At 41.0% G+C, this 23,442-nt stretch carries 13 protein-coding genes, 4 tRNA genes, 3 rRNA genes and 1 riboswitch; all 20 genes read left to right on the forward strand.

Annotation, left to right across the window (positions count from 1 at the left end; genetic code table 11):
* The first annotated feature begins 5 nt into the window (after positions 1-5).
* A complete protein-coding gene (locus ICI50_RS02625) occupies positions 6-1,049 on the forward strand; it encodes a glycosyltransferase family 4 protein (protein ID WP_013853641.1) in 1,044 nt (347 codons plus the stop codon).
* A complete protein-coding gene (locus tag ICI50_RS02630) occupies positions 1,049-2,071 on the forward strand; it encodes a lysylphosphatidylglycerol synthase transmembrane domain-containing protein (protein WP_056941271.1) in 1,023 nt (340 codons plus the stop codon). The genes ICI50_RS02625 and ICI50_RS02630 overlap by 1 nt, the downstream gene beginning before the upstream one ends.
* Positions 2,072-2,146: 75 nt before the next feature.
* A complete protein-coding gene (locus ICI50_RS02635; RefSeq protein WP_056941270.1) occupies positions 2,147-4,207 on the forward strand; it encodes an LTA synthase family protein in 2,061 nt (686 codons plus the stop codon).
* 67 nt (positions 4,208-4,274) lie between these two features.
* Positions 4,275-4,508 carry a preprotein translocase subunit SecG gene (gene secG / locus ICI50_RS02640; RefSeq protein WP_013853644.1) on the forward strand — a complete coding sequence of 78 codons (234 nt, stop codon included), beginning with the start codon at positions 4,275-4,277 and terminating at the stop codon, positions 4,506-4,508.
* A 75-nt stretch (positions 4,509-4,583) separates the two neighbouring features.
* Complete coding sequence (gene rnr / locus ICI50_RS02645) at positions 4,584-6,926, forward strand: ribonuclease R (RefSeq protein WP_188891882.1); 2,343 nt, start codon at positions 4,584-4,586, stop codon at positions 6,924-6,926.
* Between the two features lie 11 nt (positions 6,927-6,937).
* Complete coding sequence (gene smpB / locus ICI50_RS02650) at positions 6,938-7,396, forward strand: SsrA-binding protein SmpB (RefSeq protein WP_056941268.1); 459 nt, start codon at positions 6,938-6,940, stop codon at positions 7,394-7,396.
* Positions 7,397-8,025: 629 nt separating this feature from the next.
* Positions 8,026-9,589 (forward strand): 16S ribosomal RNA (locus ICI50_RS02655).
* A gap of 208 nt (positions 9,590-9,797) precedes the next feature.
* Positions 9,798-12,700 (forward strand): 23S ribosomal RNA (locus ICI50_RS02660).
* 72 nt (positions 12,701-12,772) lie between these two features.
* Positions 12,773-12,889, forward strand: a 5S ribosomal RNA gene (rrf, locus tag ICI50_RS02665).
* Together the 16S, 23S and 5S rRNA genes with 2 tRNA genes alongside form the textbook arrangement of a ribosomal RNA operon.
* 14 nt (positions 12,890-12,903) lie before the next feature.
* Positions 12,904-12,976, forward strand: a tRNA-Asn gene (locus tag ICI50_RS02670).
* Positions 12,977-12,987: 11 nt separating this feature from the next.
* Positions 12,988-13,078, forward strand: a tRNA-Ser gene (locus tag ICI50_RS02675).
* A 69-nt stretch (positions 13,079-13,147) separates the two neighbouring features.
* Entirely contained in the window at positions 13,148-14,032 is an 885-nt protein-coding gene (locus ICI50_RS02680; protein WP_025084330.1) for a metal ABC transporter solute-binding protein, Zn/Mn family, read from the forward strand.
* Between the two features lie 143 nt (positions 14,033-14,175).
* Positions 14,176-14,247, forward strand: a tRNA-Glu gene (locus tag ICI50_RS02685).
* A gap of 5 nt (positions 14,248-14,252) precedes the next feature.
* Positions 14,253-14,325 (forward strand) — tRNA-Val (locus ICI50_RS02690).
* 67 nt (positions 14,326-14,392) lie between these two features.
* Positions 14,393-14,479: riboswitch (SMK box riboswitch) on the forward strand.
* Positions 14,477-15,676: a methionine adenosyltransferase gene (gene metK, locus ICI50_RS02695; RefSeq protein ID WP_188891884.1), complete on the forward strand. Its 1,200-nt coding sequence runs from the start codon at positions 14,477-14,479 to the stop codon at positions 15,674-15,676. It overlaps the preceding riboswitch by 3 nt.
* 20 nt (positions 15,677-15,696) lie before the next feature.
* Positions 15,697-17,157 (forward strand): MDR family MFS transporter, encoded by a 1,461-nt coding sequence (locus ICI50_RS02700; protein ID WP_188891886.1) that lies wholly within the window; start codon positions 15,697-15,699, stop codon positions 17,155-17,157.
* 371 nt (positions 17,158-17,528) lie between these two features.
* On the forward strand, positions 17,529-18,962 hold the full coding sequence (locus tag ICI50_RS02705) for a cytochrome ubiquinol oxidase subunit I (RefSeq protein WP_188891888.1): 1,434 nt from the start codon (positions 17,529-17,531) through the stop codon (positions 18,960-18,962).
* On the forward strand, positions 18,963-19,979 hold the full coding sequence (gene cydB / locus ICI50_RS02710) for a cytochrome d ubiquinol oxidase subunit II (protein WP_013853652.1): 1,017 nt from the start codon (positions 18,963-18,965) through the stop codon (positions 19,977-19,979).
* 1 nt (position 19,980) lies between these two features.
* Positions 19,981-21,696, forward strand: coding sequence for a thiol reductant ABC exporter subunit CydD (gene cydD, locus ICI50_RS02715; protein ID WP_188891890.1), 1,716 nt, complete (start codon positions 19,981-19,983; stop codon positions 21,694-21,696).
* Entirely contained in the window at positions 21,689-23,440 is a 1,752-nt protein-coding gene (cydC, locus tag ICI50_RS02720) for a thiol reductant ABC exporter subunit CydC (RefSeq protein WP_056941363.1), read from the forward strand. The genes cydD and cydC overlap by 8 nt, the downstream gene beginning before the upstream one ends.
* Positions 23,441-23,442 lie beyond the last annotated feature (2 nt).

The following is a 23,442-nucleotide window of genomic DNA, read 5'->3' on the forward strand; positions in this document are numbered from 1 at the left end:
TATAGATGATTAGAATTAATATGTTCTCAGAAGCTGATTCGGTTAAGGGGCAAGGTGTTGGTTCTGCATATAATGAACTAATTAAACTATTGAGAACTCGGTTAGTTGAAAAATATTATGTAACGATCAATAAATATGGTAATAGTGACTTGACGCATTACCATACAATCAATCCAACTTATTATGCTAATAGTTTTTCACCAGCGCGAGGACGTAAGATTGGTTATGTTCACTTTTTGCCAGATACGCTTGAAGGCTCGATTAAGTTACCTGGCTTTGCTAAAAAGATCTTTTACCAATACGTGATCGATTTTTATCAACGGATGGATCAAATTGTAGTAGTTAATCCAGTTTTTATTGATAAATTAGTTGATTATGGTATTGATCGGGATAAAGTGAAGTATATTCCTAACTTTGTTTCTAAGACTGAATTTTATGAAGAATCCTTAGCTAGTAAAAATGCTTTTCGACATCAATTAGGAATTCCATTAGATAAGTTTGTCGTTTTCGGTGATGGTCAAGTACAAGAGCGTAAAGGCGTTGATGATTTTGTTAAAATGGCAATCGCTAATCCTGATGTCCAGTTTATCTGGGCAGGCGGCTTTTCTTTTGGCAAAATCACGGATGGCTATGATCATTTCAAAAAAATGGTAGATAATCCACCTAAGAATTTAACTTTTACAGGAATAGTTGACCGAACTCAACTGGTTAAGTATCTAAATATTGCTGACTTATTTGTTTTGCCATCATATGATGAATTGTTCCCAATGTCAGTACTTGAAGCGTTTAGCTGCGGGACTCCAGTTTTATTGCGTGATTTAGATCTTTATAAAGCAATTATTGCTGGCTATTACATGAGCGGTAAAGATTTTGGTGAAATGAATCAGCTTTTACAAAAAGCTGTTAAAGAGCCACAATTATTGAAGAAATATCGTGAATTGTCGCTTAAAGCAAGTCAGGAATATTCAGAAGAACATTTAGCCCAAATTTGGGATGATTTTTATCACGAACAATACAAATTGGGTAGAGAGTTAGGGCAAATTCACTAATGAACAAAAAACATTTATGGGGCATTTTGATCGTTTTAGCGATCAGTGCCTTTGTGCTTTATACAGACTTAAAACAAACACCATTAACAGAAATTTTAAAAGCAGCTCATGGGCTTAATGTTTGTGCTTTAGCAATGGTCTTTGGTTTGATGTTATTGTCCTATGTATGCGAAGCTGGAATCCTATCAACTCTAGCCAAGAGAAAAAGTGAACCTAAAAGATCAGCTTGGTCATTTTTACGTATTCCGATTATTCAGGCACTATTTAATGCCATTACGCCAATGTCGACTGGTGGTCAGCCATCGCAATTAGCGGCAATGATACAAATGGGCATGGAAGGTGGACGTTCAACTTCAATTTTATTGATGAAATTTATTATTTATCAGGTTGTAGTTCTATTTGCCTATGTTTCAACCATTATTTTTGGCTTTCATATGGTGATGACCAAATTTGCTGGTCTCGCAATTTTTATTGGCATAGGTTTTTTAATTCACGTATGTTCAATTGCATTTTTATTAGCAATTATGTTTGCTTATCGTTTTACTAAAAATACGACTAATTGGTTAATGAATTTATTAGCTAGATTCATTAATAAGCAGCGCGTGGAGAAATGGCGCGCAGCTACTTTGGCAAAAATTGATACTTTTTATACAGAAAGTCAAAAATTGAAAAAAGAAAAAAAGAAATTGTTGATTGCTTCTGGTTTAACGGTTTTGCAATTGCTTTTCTTTTATTCAATTCCATTTATGGTTTTAACTGCTCTCAATGTTCCGTGCTCATGGGCCAATGTAACCCAGATGAATATTATGATTATCATGTTTATGGCAATTATTCCGATTCCGGGTGCATCTGGTGGTGCAGAATATAGTTTTCAAACGTTGTTTTCAACTTTCATTTCATCACATGGTGCTCTTATCTTAGCAATGTTTATTTGGCGCTTTTCAACTTACTTCTTTGGTATGATTTTGGGGATTTTTGGTTGGATTTTTAAACCTAAAAAAATCAAGAATCTGGAAAAGTAATTAATTTTTCTTAAAATAACTGTGTCTTGCTTAAATCAGTAGTAAGATAAGATATCGAAATGAAAGGAGAAAGTGATGGAGCGTACCAAGTCTTTTTTTAAATGGCTAACACAAACTAAACTTGGCTTTTTTACGATTGTCTTAGTATTGTTTTGGCTAAAAACGTATTTTATTTACTTAACCAAGTTTAACTTAGGTGCAGTTGGTCCGATGCAGCAATTTTTGCTCTTAATCAATCCTATTCCTTCAGGGATGTTGTTATTGGGTATTGGTTTATTTTTTAAAGGGCGAAAATCATATTGGATTATTCTAGTCATTGATTTCTTGCTGACTTTATGGCTATTCGCCAATATTCTTTATTATCGTGAATTCTCGAATTTTTTATCCTTTTCGATTATTAAGACTTCAGGTTCAACCTCAGATAATTTAGGTAAGAGTATCGCTGGAATCACATTGGCTAGCGATTTTCTAGCTTTTATTGATATTGCGACTATTATTGTCTTGCTATTGACTAAAGTCATTAAAATTGATATTCGACCCTTAAAACTGAAAATCAATTTATTAATTGAAGCATTGGCAGTCAGCTTAATGGGGCTTAACTTGTTTATGGCTGAAAAAGATCGTTCAGGCTTGCTGACAAGAACTTTTGACAATAATTATATTGTTAAGTATTTGGGGATGAACGAATATGCCATTTATGATGGCTTTAAGACTGCTCAAACTAGTGCTCAGATGGCTAAAGCCAAAGTGTCTGACTTGGATACTGTTAAAAAATATTTGAAAGAAAATCGGGTTAAGCCTAATCCAGAGTATACTGGTGTAGCGAAGGGCAAAAATGTCTTGATTATTCACTTAGAAAGCTTTCAACAGTTTTTGATTGGCTATAAGTGGAAAGGCAAAGAAGTCACGCCAAATCTAAATAAGCTTTATCATCAAAAAGACACAATCAGCTTTGATAATTTCTTTAACCAAGTAGGTCAGGGTAAAACCTCTGATGCTGAAATGATGTTAGAAAATTCATTGTTTGGTTTGCAATCTGGTAGCGCGATGTCCACGTATGGCACTTCCAATACTTTTGAGAGTGCTCCGGCAATTTTGCACCAGCAAGCTGGTTATACCACGGCTGTAATGCATGGTGGTGCGGGATCGTTTTGGAATAGAAATAATGCCTATAAGTCATTTGGCTATCAATATTTTATGCCGCTTTCATTTTATAAAAACAAACCTGGCTATTATATTGGTTATGGTTTAAAGGACAAGATTTTCTTTGATCAATCAATTAAATATATTGAACGCTTGCCGCAGCCATTTTATTTAAAGATGATCACGGTTACCAATCATTACCCGTATGATTTGGACAAAAAGAATCAGTCAATTGCTAAAACGGATACAGGTGATGAAACTGTAGACGGGTATGTTCAAACTGCTCATTATTTGGATCAAGCAATCGGTGAATTAATGCGCTGGATGAAGAAGACAGGGCTAGATAAAAAGACACTGTTGGTCTTCTATGGCGATCACTATGGCATTTCCGGCAATCACCATAAGGCTAGTGCTGAATTGCTAAAGAAAAATTCGTTTAATGACTTTGATAATTTGCAATTTCAGCGGGTACCGTTGATGTTCCATATGAAGGGGCTAAAGGGCGGCATTAACCACACTTACGGTGGTGAGATTGATGTATTGCCAACCTTGCTTAATTTATTAGGTATTAAGGATAAAGACACAATCCAGTTTGGCCATAATCTGTTAGGCAAAGACGTTCCGCAAATTGTCGCTCAAAGAAATGGTGATTTTATTACGCCAGAGTATTCGAAGGTTGGCAGCGATTATTATGATACGAAGACTGGTCAAGAAATTAAGCCAGACAAAAAATTAAAGCAGAAGTTGACTTCAATTTCTAATGAAGTTACGACGCAATTATCTTTATCTGATCGTGTAATTAATGGCAACTTGCTGCGTTTCTATCGTCCTAAATGGTTTAAAAAGGTTAAACCTAAAGATTATGACTATAATAAGACGCCATCGTTAAAACGTTTATTTGACGATCCAAGTAAGACGTCATTATGGTATCAAAATCATAAGAAAACGACGCAGAAGGATTTTAAGACTGATGCGCCAGAATTGAAAAAATAACTGCAAAACTTGATAGTTTGTGATAAACTTGATAAGTAAATCGTATGTGTGTATTGGAGGCAGCGCATTGTATAATTTAGTTATGACGCTACTAATCATTGTCTCAATTTTAATTGTAATTGCGACAATGATGCAGCCACAAAAACAACAAGATGCATTAAACGCCTTATCTGGCGGTGCCGTTTTTAGTGGTCAAACCAAAAAACGTGGTTTTGAAGCATTTATGGAAAAAGTAACCTCAGTTTTATTGGTTTTCTTTTTCGCTTTTGCTATTATCTTAGCTTTCATGTCTTCAAAATAAATTTTGTACCTCCCGATCAAAAAGTGATAGGGGGGCTTTTTTTATAGTAAATATTAAAGATTGGAGAACAATTACATGGCACAAAACGAAAAAATTTTGGCCGGTGTTTTAGAAATTTTTCGCCATAATCCACAAAAACAATATCGTGTTGATCAGATTGAACGAGAAGCACGTCGTGAGAGATTAGGTAATTTTACTGAATTGATTAAGGCTCTTTCTTTTTTAGAGCATGAAAAGAAAATTATCACTGATGGTAAGGGACAATACCAATTGGCCCAAGAAAATACTATTGTTGAAGGCTCATTTAGAGCAAATGACAAAGGCTTCGGCTTTGTTAAGCTAGATGATGAAGAAGTTGATGATGTCTTCATTGCAGCTGATTATACCAAGTATGCAGTTGATGGTGATCGCGTTAAGGTCAAAATTACGGCAGGCGGCAATCCATGGAATGGCAAGGGACCAGAGGGTCAAATCATTGAAATCATTGAACGTGGAATTGATAGCTTGGTTGGTGAGTTTCATCCGTTAACTGATGAGCAAAGGAAAATCAGTCCATTTATCGGCTATGCTTTGAGCAATAATAAGAAGCTGCATAAATATCGGGTATACTTATCAGAAAATGGCTTAATGCCGCAGATGGGTGATATGGTTAAGGTAACCATCAAGGATTATCCTGAAGAAGATTATCCTGAATCAATGACTGGTGCGGTAATTAAGATCATTGGCAATAAGAACGATCCTGGCGTTGACATTATGTCAATCGTGTCAGCTCATGACGTACGGACTGATTGGCCAGAAGATGCAATGAAGCAGGCCAATAATATACCTGATCATGTTACCGAGGAAGAAAAGAAGGGCAGAGTCGATATTACGGATCAGCCAGCTGTTACTATTGATGGGGATGATTCTAAGGACTTTGACGATTCCGTTGTTTTATGGAAAAAGCCGAATGGCAATTATCATTTAGGTGTTCATATTGCAGATGTATCGCATTATGTTACAGAGAATACCCCATTAAATGAAGAAGCATTTCAACGTGGTAATAGTACTTACTTGGTTGACCGAGTAATTCCAATGTTGCCGTTTAGACTTTCTAATGGAATTTGCTCCTTGAATGAAGGCGTAGATCGGCTTGTTTTGTCCTGTGACATGGAAATTACGCCAGAAGGTAAACGCGTAGGCTATAAGATTTATCCTTCTGTCATGCGCTCACATGGCCGTATGACTTATAACAAGGTAAACCAGACTCTTAAGGGCGACTTAGACGGCTTAGAAGATAAGTACGTCAAGTTGCGTCCAATGCTAGAAGAAATGGCAGATTTGCATGCTATTTTGTATAAGCAACGTCATCAGCGTGGTGCAATTGACTTTGAAGAACCAGAAGCAAAGATTATTGTTGATGATCAAGGCAAACCAACTGATATTGTATTGCATGAACGCGGCACTGCCGAAAAAATGATCGAATCCTTTATGTTAATGGCCAATGAAACCGTGGCAGAAGGCTTCTTTAAAAAGCATATTCCATTCTTGTATCGTGTGCATGAAACGCCTGATGCAGAAAGAATTAGGAGCTTCTTTGTGTTCTGCAGTGCATTCGGGCTAAATATTCATGCTGATCCAGAGAACGTGAAGCCACTTGATTTGCAAAAAGTTGTTTCTAAAACTACTGGTACGCCTGAAGAAGCAGTAGTGCAAATGATGATGCTTCGTAGCTTAAAGCAAGCCCATTATTCAGAAGAAGCATTAGGGCACTTTGGCTTGGCTGCTAAGTTCTACACGCACTTTACTTCACCAATTAGACGTTATTCTGATCTAATGGTACACAGAATGATTCATGCTTATCAAGAGCAAGGAACCGGTGAAGAAGTACAAGAGCACTTTGCAAGTTACTTACCAGAAGTAGCTGAACAAACTTCAACGCAAGAAAGAGTTTCTATCGATACTGAACGAGAAGTCGACGATTTGAAGATGACTGAGTATATGGCTGACCAAGTAGGTCAACATTTTGACGCGGTTGTTTCTTCAGTCACTAGTTTTGGTATGTTTATTCAATTGCCAAATACCGTTGAAGGCTTGGTCCACATTTCGAACTTAACCGATGACTTTTACAGCTTTAATGAAAAATCGCTGACTTTAACTGGACGCGGAACGCATAAACAATACAAGGTGGGGATGCCGATTAAGGTAACCCTTATTAATGCTAATGTTGAACAGCATCAGCTAGACTTTGAAGTTTATGATCCTAATGCGCCTAAGAGAAAGCATAGTGATCGCGGCATGAATAATCGCCGTCGTGGCAATCGTGGTTTCCACAATGATCATGGTCATCGTGGCGGTCGTAATGGTAATTTCAATAGACGTGGCAATCGCGGTCGTGGCAACGGCAATAGAAGAAATCGCAGAGACTTTAAGCATTAAGGATTGATTCTATGAAAAAAGAAAATAATGATAATTTGATCGCGCAAAATAAAAAAGCGAGACACGATTATTTTATTAAAGATACGCTTGAGGCGGGAATTGCGTTAACAGGAACGGAGATTAAGTCTGTTCGTGCTAGAAGAGTTAGTTTGCGTGATGGTTACGTTCAAGTATATGGCGGCTCGGCTTATTTGGAAAATGTGCATATTAGTGAATACAAGCAGGGTAATCGTTATAATCATGATCCCCTTAGAAGCAGACGTCTTCTTTTACATAAAAAAGAAATTGCCCGTTTAGCTAAGGCACAATCTCAGCGTGGGATTGCGATTATTCCGCTAAAAGTTTATTTAAAGCATGGTTTTGCAAAAGTACTCATTGGCGTAGGTCAAGGTAAAAAAGAATATGACAAGCGTCAAACGATTAAAGAAAGAGATCAAAAACGCGAAATTCGTCGTAAATATAGTATTTAAAGGACTTTGCAGTCGAAAGATGGCGAAGTTTTTTCTTTTTCTACAGAAATTTTAAACTTTTTTTGCTTGATTTCCTACCTGAAAATGAGCAAATCCCGAACTTTGTCTGCTTATTTTGGTGATATAGCGGAATTGCTTAGTAAAAAATAAGCTGATTAGGGATGCAATAATTACAACACTGCCTCGCGTTTCACATTGATAGCGAACGAAAAGGAAGATTTGCCAAAAGGACAGAAATAGGGTAAATTAATAAAGTCGCTTCGAGAGAGGCGGCTGAGCTTCAATAAAAGAGCTTGAGCAAGGAAAAAACAAGAAAATGAAAAAAGTACTTGCAAAAGCATTGAGAAGCTGGTAACATATTTAAATGCCGTCAGGCGAGAGCAGAAAAGCTCAAGCAGGTCGACGAAAACAAATTCAAAAAAGTTCTTGACAGAGCTTTGAGAGTTTGGTAAAATTAAAAAGCTGTCCGGTCTAGCCGGACAGAGGTAGTACTTTGAAAACTGAACAAAGTTTCGCTAAAAGTGTGCGGGTGTAAGAACCCAAACAAAAAGCGAAGTCAATTTCGCAAGCAATAAATTTGAGACAAAGATCTTAAATAATCGAATGAGCAATCATTCAAACTTAATTTTCAAAATGAGAGTTTGATCCTGGCTCAGGACGAACGCTGGCGGCGTGCCTAATACATGCAAGTCGAGCGAGCGGAACCAGCAGAATCACTTCGGTGAGGACGCTGGGAAAGCGAGCGGCGGATGGGTGAGTAACACGTGGGGAACCTGCCCTTAAGTCTGGGATACCACTTGGAAACAGGTGCTAATACCGGATAAGAAAGCAGTTCGCATGAACAGCTTTTAAAAGGCGGCGCAAGCTGTCGCTAAAGGATGGACCCGCGGTGCATTAGCTAGTTGGTAAGGTAACGGCCTACCAAGGCAGTGATGCATAGCCGAGTTGAGAGACTGATCGGCCACATTGGGACTGAGACACGGCCCAAACTCCTACGGGAGGCAGCAGTAGGGAATCTTCCACAATGGACGCAAGTCTGATGGAGCAACGCCGCGTGAGTGAAGAAGGTTTTCGGACCGTAAAGCTCTGTTGTTGGTGAAGAAGGATAGAGGTAGTAACTGGCCTTTATTTGACGGTAATCAACCAGAAAGTCACGGCTAACTACGTGCCAGCAGCCGCGGTAATACGTAGGTGGCAAGCGTTGTCCGGATTTATTGGGCGTAAAGCGAGCGCAGGCGGAAGAATAAGTCTGATGTGAAAGCCCTCGGCTTAACCGAGGAATTGCATCGGAAACTGTTTTTCTTGAGTGCAGAAGAGGAGAGTAGAACTCCATGTGTAGCGGTGGAATGCGTAGATATATGGAAGAATACCAGTGGCGAAGGCGGCTCTCTGGTCTGCAACTGACGCTGAGGCTCGAAAGCATGGGTAGCGAACAGGATTAGATACCCTGGTAGTCCATGCCGTAAACGATGAGTGCTAAGTGTTGGGAGGCTTCCGCCTCTCAGTGCTGCAGCTAACGCATTAAGCACTCCGCCTGGGGAGTACGACCGCAAGGTTGAAACTCAAAGGAATTGACGGGGGCCCGCACAAGCGGTGGAGCATGTGGTTTAATTCGAAGCAACGCGAAGAACCTTACCAGGTCTTGACATCTAGTGCCATTTGTAGAGATACAAAGTTCCCTTCGGGGACGCTAAGACAGGTGGTGCATGGCTGTCGTCAGCTCGTGTCGTGAGATGTTGGGTTAAGTCCCGCAACGAGCGCAACCCTTGTTATTAGTTGCCAGCATTAAGTTGGGCACTCTAATGAGACTGCCGGTGACAAACCGGAGGAAGGTGGGGATGACGTCAAGTCATCATGCCCCTTATGACCTGGGCTACACACGTGCTACAATGGGCAGCACAACGAGCAGCGAGCCTGCGAAGGCAAGCAAATCTCTGAAAGCTGTTCTCAGTTCGGACTGCAGTCTGCAACTCGACTGCACGAAGCTGGAATCGCTAGTAATCGCGGATCAGCACGCCGCGGTGAATACGTTCCCGGGCCTTGTACACACCGCCCGTCACACCATGGGAGTCTGCAATGCCCAAAGCCGGTGGCCTAACCGCAAGGAAGGAGCCGTCTAAGGCAGGGCAGATGACTGGGGTGAAGTCGTAACAAGGTAGCCGTAGGAGAACCTGCGGCTGGATCACCTCCTTTCTAAGGAAGCAGAGGTGGCGGAGAGTAGGGAAGACTACTAAAGGAAGCCACTAAAGCAAACGGAAGCACACTGAGAAACTTTGTTTAGTTTTGAGGGTAGTACCTCAAAGAGCTAGTACATTGAAAACTGAATATAATCCAAGCAAAAAACCGAGAAAATCAAAGAGAACAGATTGCAAGAGCGACCGAGAAGAGAATTCTTGAGTAAGGTCAAGTAGAAAAGGGCGCACGGTGAATGCCTAGGCACTAGTAGCCGAAGAAGGACGTGACTAACTACGAAAAGCTTCGGGGAGCGGTAAGTACGCAATGATCCGGAGATATCCGAATGGGGGAACCCGGTGCAGGAATGCATCATTTAATGCTGTTAAGGCATTAAAAGGAAGACGCAGTGAACTGAAACATCTAAGTAGCTGCAGGAAGAGAAAGAAAGATCGATTTCCTTAGTAGCGGCGAGCGAAGAGGAAAGAGCCCAAACCAGTTGATTTATCAATTGGGGTTGTAGGACTGCAATAAGGCAGCGCAAGAGATAGTCGAATTATCTGGGAAGGTAAGCCAGAGAGGGTGAGAGCCCCGTAAGCGAAATCTCAAGCGCGCCGAGCAGAATCCTGAGTAGGCCGGGACACGAGAAATCCCGGTTGAAGCCGCGAGGACCATCTCGCAAGGCTAAATACTAGCTAGTGACCGATAGTGAACCAGTACCGTGAGGGAAAGGTGAAAAGAACCCCGGAAGGGGAGTGAAAGAGAACCTGAAACCGTGTGTCTACAAGTAGTCAAAGCACATTAAGGTGCAATGGCGTGCCTTTTGTAGAATGAACCGGCGAGTTACGTTAAGCAGCAAGGTTAAGTCAGAAAAGACGGAGCCGAAGCGAAAGCGAGTCTGAAGAGGGCGAGAAGTTGATTGACGTAGACCCGAAACCAAGTGACCTACCCATGGCCAGGCTGAAGGTGCGGTAAAACGCACTGGAGGGCCGAACCCACGTAAGTTAAAAATTGCGGGGATGAGCTGTGGGTAGCGGTGAAATTCCAAACGAACTTGGAGATAGCTGGTTCTCTCCGAAATAGCTTTAGGGCTAGCCTCGTGGAGAGGATAATGGAGGTAGAGCTCTGTTTGGACAAGGGGCCCGTCAGGGGTTACTAAATCCAGATAAACTGCGAATTCCAGATATCCATGCACGGGAGTCAGACTGCGAGTGATAAGATCCGTAGTCGAAAGGGAAACAGCCCAGATCACCAGTTAAGGTCCCAAAATTTATGCTAAGTGGAAAAGGATGTGGAGTTGCGTAGACAACTAGGACGTTGGCTCAGAAGCAGCCATCATTCAAAGAGTGCGTAATAGCTCACTAGTCGAGTGGCGCTGCGCCGAAAATTTACCGGGGCTAAGCATAATACCGAAACTGTGGATGTGTTTTAAAGAGCACGTGGTAGGAGAGCGTTCTAAGTGCGGCGAAGGTGAATCGAGAGGATCATTGGAGCGCTTAGAAGTGAGAATGCCGGTATGAGTAACGAAAGACAGGTGAGAATCCTGTCCGCCGAAAGACTAAGGTTTCCTGGGGCAGGCTCGTCCGCCCAGGGTAAGTCGGGACCTAAGGCAAGGCCGAGAGGCGTAGTCGATGGACAACAGGTAGAGATTCCTGTACTGTGTACAATCGTTAAGAGCGATGGAGGGACGCAGGAGGCAAAGCACGCATCGAGCTGGATCGATGTTCAAGCGACAAGCGTGGCTAAGAGTAAAATGCTTCTAGCCAAAAAGCGCGAGTCGTGATGAGGAGCGAAGTTAAAGTAGCGAAGGTGCAGCAGTCACACTGCCGAGAAAAGCTTCTAGCCAGAAAGTACATACCCGTACCGCAAACCGACACAGGTAGTCGAGTGGAGAACACTAAGGTGAGCGAGAGAACTCTCGTTAAGGAACTCGGCAAAAAGACCCCGTAACTTCGGAAGAAGGGGTGCTGGCCCGGAAGGGCTAGCCGCAGTGAATAGGCCCAAACAACTGTTTATCAAAAACACAGGTCTCTGCAAAATCGTAAGATGACGTATAGAGGCTGACACCTGCCCGGTGCTGGAAGGTTAAGAGGAGAGCTTAGCGCAAGCGAAGGTTTGAATTGAAGCCCCAGTAAACGGCGGCCGTAACTATAACGGTCCTAAGGTAGCGAAATTCCTTGTCGGGTAAGTTCCGACCTGCACGAAAGGTGTAATGATTTGGGCACTGTCTCAACGAGAGACTCGGTGAAATTATAATACCCGTGAAGATGCGGGTTACCCACGACAGGACGGAAAGACCCCATGGAGCTTCACTGTAGCTTGATATTGAGTATCTTTTAAACATGTACAGGATAGGTAGGAGCCAAGGAAAGCAGGACGCTAGTCTTGCTGGAGGCAATGTTGGGATACTACCCTTGTTTGAAGGATGCTCTAACCTCGACCTGTAAGCCAGGTCAGGGACAGTGTCAGGTAGGCAGTTTGACTGGGGCGGTCGCCTCCTAAAGCGTAACGGAGGCGCTCAAAGGTTCCCTCAGAATGGTTGGAAATCATTCACAGAGTGTAAAGGTATAAGGGAGCTTGACTGCGAGAGAGACAACTCGAGCAGGTAGGAAACTAGGACTTAGTGATCTGGTGGTACCGGATGGAAGGGCCATCACTCAACGGATAAAAGCTACCCTGGGGATAACAGGCTTATCTCCCCCAAGAGTTCACATCGACGGGGAGGTTTGGCACCTCGATGTCGGCTCGTCGCATCCTGGGGCTGAAGTTGGTCCCAAGGGTTGGGCTGTTCGCCCATTAAAGCGGCACGCGAGCTGGGTTCAGAACGTCGTGAGACAGTTCGGTCCCTATCCGTCGTGGGCGTAGGAAATTTGAGAGGAGCTGTCCTTAGTACGAGAGGACCGGGATGGACGCACCGCTGGTGTACCAGTTGTCTTGCCAAAGGCATCGCTGGGTAGCTATGTGCGGAAGGGATAAGCGCTGAAAGCATCTAAGTGCGAAGCCCCCCTCAAGATGAGATTTCCGATGCGCAAGCAATAAGACACCTCAGAGACGATGAGGTAGATAGGCTGGGAGTGGAAGTCCTGTGAAGGATGGAGCGGACCAGTACTAATCAGTCGAAGACTTGACCAAAGCAAAGGCAAGCTGTGAAGGTTTTTTGCGCGAAGGATTATGTTTAGTTTTGAGCGTAGTAGCTCAAAAGAGTACGGTGGCGAAAGCAAGAAGGATACACCTGTTCCCATGCCGAACACAGAAGTTAAGCTTCTTAACGCCGAAAGTAGTTGGTGGGCAACTGCCTGCGAGGAAAGGAAGCTGCCGTGCTCTTTTTTTAATATTCCGGCTTAGCTCAGTTGGTAGAGCGCTTGACTGTTAATCAAGATGTCGTCAGTTCGAGTCTGACAGCCGGAGTACTTTTATATGGAGTGTTGTCCGAGTGGCTTAAGGAGCATGATTGGAAATCATGTATACGGGCTTATACCTGTATCGAGGGTTCAAATCCCTCACACTCCGTATCAAGAGTCTGTAAGCATTGGTCTTACAGGCTTTTTCTTTTTAATGGATGTAATGGGGGAAGAATTTGTGAGATTAAAAAAGATTATAGTCGCACTGTCTTTACTGCTTTTAACCGGAGTGCTTACGGCTTGTTCAACTAAAAAAGAAGAAAATACTAATAAACATAAGGTAGATATTGTAACTTCAACAAATATTTACGCTAATATTGCTAAAAACATCATAGGAAAATATGGCGTAGTGGAAGCAGTCATTAATAATGGTGATATTGATCCCCATGATTTTGAGCCAACTAGTGATTCAGCTAAAAAGGTTGCTACGGCCAATGTCGTGATTGCTAATGGTTTGGGTTATGATAGCTGGATGAACAATCTAGCCAGTGCGAATGATATTCATGTTACTAAAGTGGGCGAACAGCTATTACATCTTAAGCAAGGCGATAATCCTCATATTTGGTACAATTTGAATATGCCGACTAAATATGTCAATTATTTAGTTAAAAAAGCAAGCAAGATAGATCCTAAGCATGCGACTTATTTTAGAAAAAATGCTGTAAAGTACCTTACTAAAATTGATCGAATTAAAAAGTTAGCACAAAAAATAGATGGTCAAAAACAAAAGCCCGTTTATGTCAGTGAGCCGGTATTTGATTATGCTCTACAAGCTTGTCGTTTTAAGATTGGTAATCCTGCTTTTGAGGAAGCTGTAGAAAATGAAACGGATCCTAGTCCTAGGGTTATTCATGAAATGCAAACCAACCTTAAGAAGCAAAAGGTGTCTTTCTTTATTAATAATGTACAGGCCTCAAGCGATACCGTTAATGGAATGGTTAAATTAGCTAAAAAACATCATGTTCCTGTTTTAAACGTGAGAGAAACCATGCCTAATGGGATTAGTTACTCGAATTGGATGTTCGATAATTACCAAAAATTATTTAAAATTTCTTCGAAATAAGGCTTGCATATCTGAAGATGTAATATAATAAACGTTGTGATTGAGAGGTCACTAAGATAACTGAGTTTAAAAAAGTTAAAAAAGTTCTTGACTTTTAAAAGATGATTAGTTATTATAATAAAGTGCTCTTGATTAAGGAACATGACCCGTTGGTCAAGTGGTTAAGACACGGCCCTTTCACGGCCGTAACATGGGTTCAAATCCCGTACGGGTCACTTATGGAGGATTAGCTCAGCTGGGAGAGCATCTGCCTTACAAGCAGGAGGTCACAGGTTCGAGCCCTGTATCCTCCATTGTTCGGGACTACCGTAGTGACGGTAGTCTTTTTTTATACAAAAAGTACGAACAAGAATATTATTTTATCGGTTCAAGTCCTGAGAGGATTCACTAAGAAGTGAAGATGCCTTGTAACCGAATAGCCTGTGTCTATATAGGGGGACTATTATGGAAAAACGTTTGTTTACTTCAGAATCAGTTTCTGAAGGACATCCAGATAAGGTTGCTGATCAGATTTCTGACGCGATCTTAGATGCGATGCTTGAGAAGGATCCTAATTCACACGTTGCTTGTGAAACGATCGTAACTACTGGAATGGTTTTCGTTTTTGGTGAAATTTCTACGAATGCCTATGTTGATATTCAAGAAGTTGTTCGGAAGACCATCTTGCGTATTGGCTATGATCGTCCTGAATTAGGTTTTGATGGCAATAACTGTGCCGTCATGGTGGACATTGACGAGCAATCACCTGATATTGCTGGTGGTGTCGATCACTCACTTGAAACTAGAGAGAATATTTCTGATAAGGATGTATTAGATCAAATTGGTGCGGGTGACCAAGGTTTGATGTTTGGTTTCGCTATTAAGGAAACTCCAGAACTCATGCCTTTACCAATTTCACTCGCTCACCGCTTGATGAGACGCGTAGCTGCATTGAGGAAAGACCATACTTTGGATTGGCTTCGTCCAGATGCTAAGGCCCAAGTTACGGTTGAATACGATGAGGAGGGCAAACCACTTCGCGTAGATACTGTAGTTATTTCAACTCAAACAGATGCAGAAGTATCTAATGAAGAGATTCGTCGGGCAATGATTGATCTAGTAATCAAGGAAGTTATTCCTGCTAAGTACTTGGATGATGAGACTAAGTTCTTGATCAACCCATCCGGCCGCTTCGTTATCGGTGGACCAAAGGGTGATTCAGGTTTAACTGGTCGTAAGGTTATCGTTGATACTTATGGCGGTTACGCTCGCCACGGCGGCGGTGCCTTCTCAGGTAAGGACCCAACAAAGGTTGACCGTAGTGCTAGTTACGCTGCTCGTTATGTTGCTAAAAATATTGTTGCAGCTGGATTGGCTTACCGCTGTGAAATTCAACTTGCTTATGCTATTGGTGTTGCTCACCCAGTATCAGTAATGATCGATACTGCAGGCACTGGTAAGGTTGATGATGAACTGTTAACCGAAGCAGTACGTCATGTCTTTGACCTTCGTCCAGCTGGAATTATCAAGATGCTTGATTTACGTCGTCCGATTTATGAACAAACGGCCGCATATGGTCACTTCGGCAGAACCGATATTGATTTGCCATGGGAAAAGACCGATAAAACTCAAGACTTGCTTGATTATATTAAAGATCATCAATAAAAAATGAGAGGGAGTAAAGAATGAAAAAAACAAACGTGCCTGTAGTCACGCTTGCGATTTTTATGACAACCTTTATGACCGCAATTGAGGGGACGATTGTTTCTACTGCAATGCCAACCATTGTTTCTGATCTGGATGGATTAGAAATCATGAATTGGGTTGTCTCAATCTTCCTGTTAATGACGGCTGTATCCACTCCTTTATACGGAAAACTGGCGGATAGCATTGGGCGGAAACCAGTTTTTTTGTTTGGGATTGCTTTGTTTGTCATTGGATCGTCGTTGTGTGGCTTAGCCCAAAACATGGTGGAGTTAATTTTGTTTAGAGTGATTCAGGGACTAGGTTCAGGAGCCGTTCAACCGGTTGCGATTACGATTATTGCCGATTTGTACACTTTGCAAAAAAGGGCAAAGATGTTGGGATTAAACTCAGGCTTCTGGGGCGTTGCTTCCGTAATTGCACCATTATTAGGTGGTTTTATTGTGCAACACTTGTCTTGGCACTGGGTATTCTATATTAACGTGCCGATTGGGATCATTGCCTTTTTATTAGTGATCTTTTGTTTGAGAGAGCCCAAGCATGGCTCTAAGTCAAAATTAGATCTGCAGGGAACTATTTGGTTAGTAATCTTGCTGCTGGCTTTAATGTTCTTCTTGCAGGATTTGGACAGTACCACAAATATTTTAATAATGGTTGCTCTGGCTATTTTAATAGTAGTCTCTGTAATTGCTTTCTTTAAGGCAGAAAAACGAGCAGAGGATCCAATAATGCCGCTCTCGATGCTAAAAGATAAGGAGTTCCTATCAATTAATTTAATTACCCTATTAATTTCTGGGGTAGTAATTGGTTTTGAATTTTATATTCCAACTTGGATGCAGGGGATTAATGGAACCAATCCTTCTTTGGCTGGCTTTGCGGTTACTCCAAGCTCACTGATGTGGATTGTCGGTTCATTCCTAATTGGTGGGATGCTCGGTCGCTGGGGAATTAAGAAGGCATATGATTATATGCTTCTTGTCTTAGTTCTTGCGGATGCTGTTTTAATCTTCGTGCCAATTTATACGCCATTTTGGGTATTTTGTATTGTAGCCGCCTTTAATGGTACGGCTTTTGGTGCAATCACGACCGCGTCTCAAGTGCGCTCGCAGGTTTTAGTGCCTAAAGATGATATTGGCGTTGCTACTTCATTCAATACGCTGATGAAATATCTGGGGCAAACAATGATGGTTTCAATTTACGGAATCTCATTCAACACATTGGTCGCTCATGGCTTAGCTAAACACCCGGGACTTACGCAAGCGATGATGAATAAAATTGTTTCTGCTGAAAATGCGAAGACCTTGGCTGCCAACGTGGTTCCCCAGCTAAGGCAGGTACTCTTAAGTGGATTAAAGGCAGTTTATGTCGTTTCCATGATTGTCATTATTGTTTCGATTTTCCTTAATCAAATTTATCGAGACCGTAAAATTATAAATAAATAATCTAAGAAAAACAGATATCATAAGTTGGTATCTGTTTTTTCTATGCAAAAATAGAATAACAATGATGCTTATTTAAAAAATATTAATAAAATATATATTTTTATTCCAGTACTTTATTTAAATAATGGTGAAATAAATAGTTCGTTTTTGTTTGCTTTTAGGAATATAAAATGAGCTGTTAACTGAGAATGCTATAATTAAAAATGAAAACTAACAGAAGAATAAGATAACATTATTGAAAGCGTGTGCAGTCCTTCTTGCAAGTAAGAAGAAAGCGCTGTACACTGAAAGTGGTTAAAATAATAGTTGTTATTATTTGAGGTAGAGACTTGAAATAATATGAGTGAGAGTTTTAATGGGGGGCGCTAAAAATGAATATAGTTAGTTTAGCGAGATTCCAATTTGCGATGACAACCATCTTCCACTTTTTCTTTGTACCATTTTCAATTGGTATGGTGTTTGTAGTTGCAATTATGGAATCGATGTATGTTCATACTGGTAAACCTGAATATAAGAAGATGACTAAATTCTGGGGCAATATCTTTTTGTTAAGCTTTGCCGTAGGTGTAGTTACTGGTCTTATTCAGGAGTTCCAGTTCGGAATGAATTGGTCGGATTATTCAAGATTCATGGGTGATATATTCGGTGCACCGTTAGCATTTGAAGCATTGTTATCCTTCTTTATTGAATCCACCTTTATCGGTTTATGGGTATTTACCTGGAATAAAGTAGGTAAGAAGCTGCATCTATTTTTTATCTGGATGGTTGTATTTGGGACAATTACTTCAGCAGTTTGGATTTTAACTGCTAACTCCTTCATGCAGCATCCAGTTGGCTATGCTGTTAAAAATGGGCGTGCCGTGATGGTTAACTTCGGTGCACTGCTTGCTAATAAGCAATTGATGTTTGAATTTGGTCATGTGATTGTAGCTGCTGTGCTTACTGGATCTACAATTATTACTGGTTTAGCTGCTTTCCAATTATTGAAGAAGCATACTTTATCCGATATTAATAAAAAAATTTACCACAAGACTATTCGTTTAGGCTTGACTTTAATGTTGATCCTCTCCTTAGGCACAATTGCAATGGGGGATGTACAGATGCAGTACTTGGTTCATGAACAACCAATGAAATTTGCTGCAACTGAAGCCGTTTATAAGACGACGGGAGAAAGAGCTCCTTGGACTGTAATTGGTTTTGCTAATCCGAAGACTCATGAAGTTAAAGGCAAGATTGAAATTCCTGACATGTTGAGTATTCTTTCATACCACAAGCCAACCGGTGCTGTTAAAGGGATGGAAGAAGTTAATGCCGAAATGGAAAAGAAGTACGGTACTCATATTGCTGGACACAAGATGGATTACTATGTTCCAGTTAATACCTTGTTCTGGAGCTTCCGTTTCATGGCCGGTTTCGGTGCTTTAATGGCATTAGTCTCAATTGTCGGTTTAATTATGACTCGTAAGAATAAAGAGTCGCTTTACAAGCATCGTTGGTGCTTATGGGTATTGGCTTTAATGACCTTTACACCATTTATTGCTAATACTAGTGGTTGGCTAATTACTGAACTGGGTCGTGCTCCTTGGACAGTTTATGGTTTATTCACGATTGCTCAGAGTGTATCACCAAATGTTTCGGTAGCTTCACTATTAACGTCAAATATTGTTTACTTCTGTTTGTTCACTGGCCTGGCTATTATCTTGATCAGCTTAATTGTGCGTTTCTTGCACAACGATCCTGAAGAATTGGCAATGCAAGGCCAAGGCAATAAAGAAACAGACCCATTTGCAAAGGGGGCCTTTTAAATGTCATTCTTGCAAATACTTTGGTTCATTTTAATTGGTGTTTTATTCAGCGGCTTCTTCTTCTTAGACGGCTTCGACTATGGTGTCGGCATGGCCGTCAAGACCTTAGGTCATAATGAAAAAGAACGTAGCCAAATTATTCAAACGATTGGCCCTGTCTGGGACGGCAATGAAGTTTGGCTAATTACCGCTGGTGGTGCAATGTTTGCTTCATTTCCATTCTGGTATGCATCATTGTTTTCTGGCTATTATCTGATTTTATTGATTGTCTTAGTTGGTTTAATTATTCGTGGAGTTTCATTTGAATTCCGGGCCAAGAGTCCTGCTCCCCGTAAGCCAATTTGGGATAACACGTTAGCTCTTGGCAGCTTGATTGCGCCATTCTTTTTAGGAGTAATGTTTATTTCAATGATTAAAGGGATGCCGCTTGATGCACAAGGCAATATGCATGCTACGTTTTTCGATTACTTTAATTGGTTCTCGATTGTTGGCGGAATTGCTTTAACCTTGTTAACTTACCTATATGGTTTGAATTATATTGCAGTTAGAACTAAAGGCGTGATTTGTGATCGCGCGCAAAACTATGCCAAGGCTTTATATTGGGTACTTTATGTTGGTGAGGTAATCTTTGCTTTGCTATTATTGTTCCAAACTGATTTTATTAAAGTACATCCAATTTTGACCTTGATCTGTTTAGTTTTAATTGTTGCATTCTCAGTTGCAGGTCATGTTTCAGTATTTAATAATTGTCAAGGCTGGGCATTTACCTTTAGTGGTTTGACTTTGGTTTCATTAGTCACACTGATTTTCTGTGGTTTATTCCCAAGAGTGATGATTTCATCAATCAGCGGTAAATATGACTTATTGATCCAAAGCGCCTCATCATCTAACTACACTTTAGTTGTGATGACGATTGCTACTGTCATCTTGATTCCATGTATCTTGGCCTACACGATTTGGTCATACTGGATCTTCCGCAAGAGAATCGAAATGCCTGCAATAGGGGAGGGATATTAACATGATTGATCAACACCTTTTTAAACTTAATGGTGCTGGTGCAATTGTAAGAAAGCTTGCAGTGCTTGAAGTTCTGCAAGCTTTTTTGATTATTGGCCAGGCTCTGTCGCTGAGCATGGTAATTACGACTCTCTGGCAAGGGAAAAAAATTGATTGGCTATATTTATTGCTGTTTATCGTTTGCTTTACCGGCAGGCAATTAAATGACCTGGTCCAAGATAAAATGCTAGAAGCTTATTCTAACCGTGAAGCAGAAGAATTACGCCAGCAGTTATTAAGTAAAATTTTTAATGAAGGTCAAGCAATCGTTCAAAAACAAGGAACTGGTAGTTTAATTACAATGGCTCTTGATGGCATCGATGAGGTGCGCAACTACATCAAGTTGATCTACAGTAAAGTCTTAACGATGATGATTGTGCCAGTCCTGCTTTTTGTTGCTATGTTATTTGTGAGTTGGCAATCGGCGGTTATTTTGCTGATCATGTATCCGTTAATTGTTTTGTTCATGATTATCCTGGGGCATGCGGCACAAGATAAGGCAATTAAGCAGTTTGGCAATTTTCAAAAATTGTCTAATAACTTTATCGATTCTTTACGCGGAATTGATACTTTAAAATATCTTGGTTTGAGCAAGCGCTATTCTACTAGTATTTTTCATTTGAGCGAAAATTTCCGCAAAAAAACGATGGCGGTATTAAGAGTAGCGATGCTATCTACCTTTGCGCTAGATTTCTTTACTACTTTATCTATCGCGGTAATTGCCGTCTATCTTGGTTTTAGCTTGTTAAATGGCAAGATCGCGCTCTTTGCGGCACTAGCTATTTTGATTTTGGCTCCAGAATACTTTTTGCCGATTAGAAATTTTGCTGGTGACTTTCATGCTACCTTGAATGGTAAAAATGCTTTTCAAAGAATCAGAGAATTGATTCATGCACCTGAGGAGCCAGTAGAAGACGTTCCCGTTAAAAAATGGGGCAAAACTGATGAATTAGAGCTAAATCAATTAGCTTTTAAATATCAAAAAGGTACTGAGATTGGTCCTGTTTCTTTAAAAATTAAGGGCTACGAAAAAGTTGGCGTTATTGGGGTCAGTGGTTCTGGTAAGTCGAGTTTGATCAACCTATTGAGTGGCTTTTTGACGCCAAAAGCAGGAGAAATCACTATTCAAAATCAGGCCGCTAAGACTTTAAATATCCCAGATTGGCACAAGCAATTGATCTATATTCCGCAAAATCCCTATGTTTTCACGGCAACGTTGCGCGATAATATCGCGTTTTATACGCCGAGTGCAACGGATGAGGAAATTAAGCAGGCAATTCATGTTATGGGCCTAGATGAATTAGTGCAAGAATTGCCGCAAGGAATAGATACGGTGATCGGTCAAGGCAAGCGAGTCCTTTCGGGTGGTCAGGCACAGCGAATCGCGTTGGCTCGAGCTTTTCTAGATAAAAAGAGAAAAGTAATGCTGTTTGATGAACCAACGGCTCATTTGGATATTGAGACGGAAGTTGATTTGAAAAAAAAGATGTTGCCTTTGATGCAGAACCATTTGGTAATCTTTGCGACGCATAGGTTGCATTGGATGAAAGAGATGGATTATATCTTGGTGATGGATCACGGGCAGCTAGTTGAGCAGGGCACCTTTGAAGAATTGAGTCAGCAAAACGGCTACTTTACGAAATTAACTAAGGAAATGCGAGGCAAAGCAGATGATTAATAGAATTCCGATAATCAAGGCCTTAAAGCATGATCGTTGGGTAAAGCCATTTTTAAAGCAATATCGTAAAACATTGATCTTAGCCATTTTCTTAGGAATTTTAACCTTTGTTTGTGGTTCAGGCTTGATGTTTTGTGCCGGGTTTTTGATTAGTAAAACAGCGACGCGGCCAGAGAACATTCTGCTCGTCTATGTACCGATTGTCTTAACTAGAGCCTTCGGAATCGCTCGACCAGCAGTGCAATATTTCGAACGGATTGTTAGCCATAATTGGGTATTAAGAATGACTTCAAGGTTCCGTCAAAAATTGTATGACTCCTTAGAGCGGGATGCGGCCTTGTTTTCTAGTAAGTATCAGTTAGGCGATATTTTGGGACTATTGTCTGATGATGTTAGCCATATTCAGAATTTATATCTGCGGTCGATCTTTCCGATGATGGTTGCCTGGGGCTTATATGCCATTATTGTCATTAGTTTAGGCATTTTATCACCGCTAATGGGCTTATGGATGTTAATTACCTTTGGTCTAATGGTTTTCACAATTCCTATTTGGTCAGTTGTAGTCAACGGCGCGCGCCAATCCTATGAAAAAAGCGTTCAGGATAAATTGTATGTGGATTTAACGGACAACGTGATGGGCGTGACCGACTGGATTTTAGCTGGCAGGGGTCAGGAATTCCTCAACTTGCACGTTGATAGCCGGCAAAAATTGGTCGAAGTGCACCAGAAGATGAAGCATTTTGAGCGGTTGCGTAATTTCTTGATGCAAATACTGTTTTTATTAATCGTGGTTAGCCTAATTCTCTGGGGAGCCGCTCGTTTTGGCGGGCAGGCTAGTCAACTAACCAATTGGATTGCTGCCTTTGTTTTAGCTGTCTTTCCTCTGAACGAAGCTTTAGCAGGGTTGTCAACTGCGGCACAGGAAACCAATGTTTATCAAGAATCACTTAATCGCCTTAATAATTTGCCCGATCCTGATCAAAAAGCAGAGCAAAAGAAAATCAATATAATTACTCCATATAACTTGAAAATAACAAATCTACACTACACTTATCCCAATACGAAAAAAGAAGTACTGCGTGGCATTGATTTAAATATTCATGCCGGTGAAAAAATTGCGCTCCTAGGTCAAAGTGGGGCGGGCAAGAGTACCTTTGCTTCTCTCTTGCGTGGTGATCGCAAACCGACACAAGGACAAATTACCTTGAATGGCATAGAAACTGATCGATTTGGTGATCAAATCACCAAATACCTCAGCGTAATCAACCAAAAGCCTTATTTATTCAATACCACGATTGCCAACAACTTGCGGTTAGGCAATGAAGAGGCTACTGATACTGAACTTTGGGAAATTTTAAAGCGTGTAGGATTAAAAGAAATGATCCAGGCTTTGCCTGAAAAGCTTGATACTAAGGTTGAAGAAGCCGGGCTGCGCTTTTCCGGCGGTGAACGGCACCGTTTGGCATTAGCTCGCGTTTTATTGAAAAATACGCCCATTGTTTTACTTGATGAGCCTACTGTGGGTCTTGATCCATTGACAGAGCAAGCCGTAATCAACACCTTTATTAAGCAGCTTGATGGCAAAACTTTGATTTGGATTACTCATCACTTACAGGGAATTGAACAGATGAATCAGGTGATTTTCTTAGAAAATGGTCAAGTTGCCATGCAAGGTTCACCTGCTGAGCTTTGGCAGACTAGTTCACGTTATCGGGAACTAAAAAAAGCCGATCAAGGACTTTGATC

Origin of the sequence: Lactobacillus kefiranofaciens (genome assembly GCF_014656585.1) — a bacterium.
GTDB classification, from domain to species: Bacteria; Bacillota; Bacilli; order Lactobacillales; family Lactobacillaceae; genus Lactobacillus; species Lactobacillus kefiranofaciens.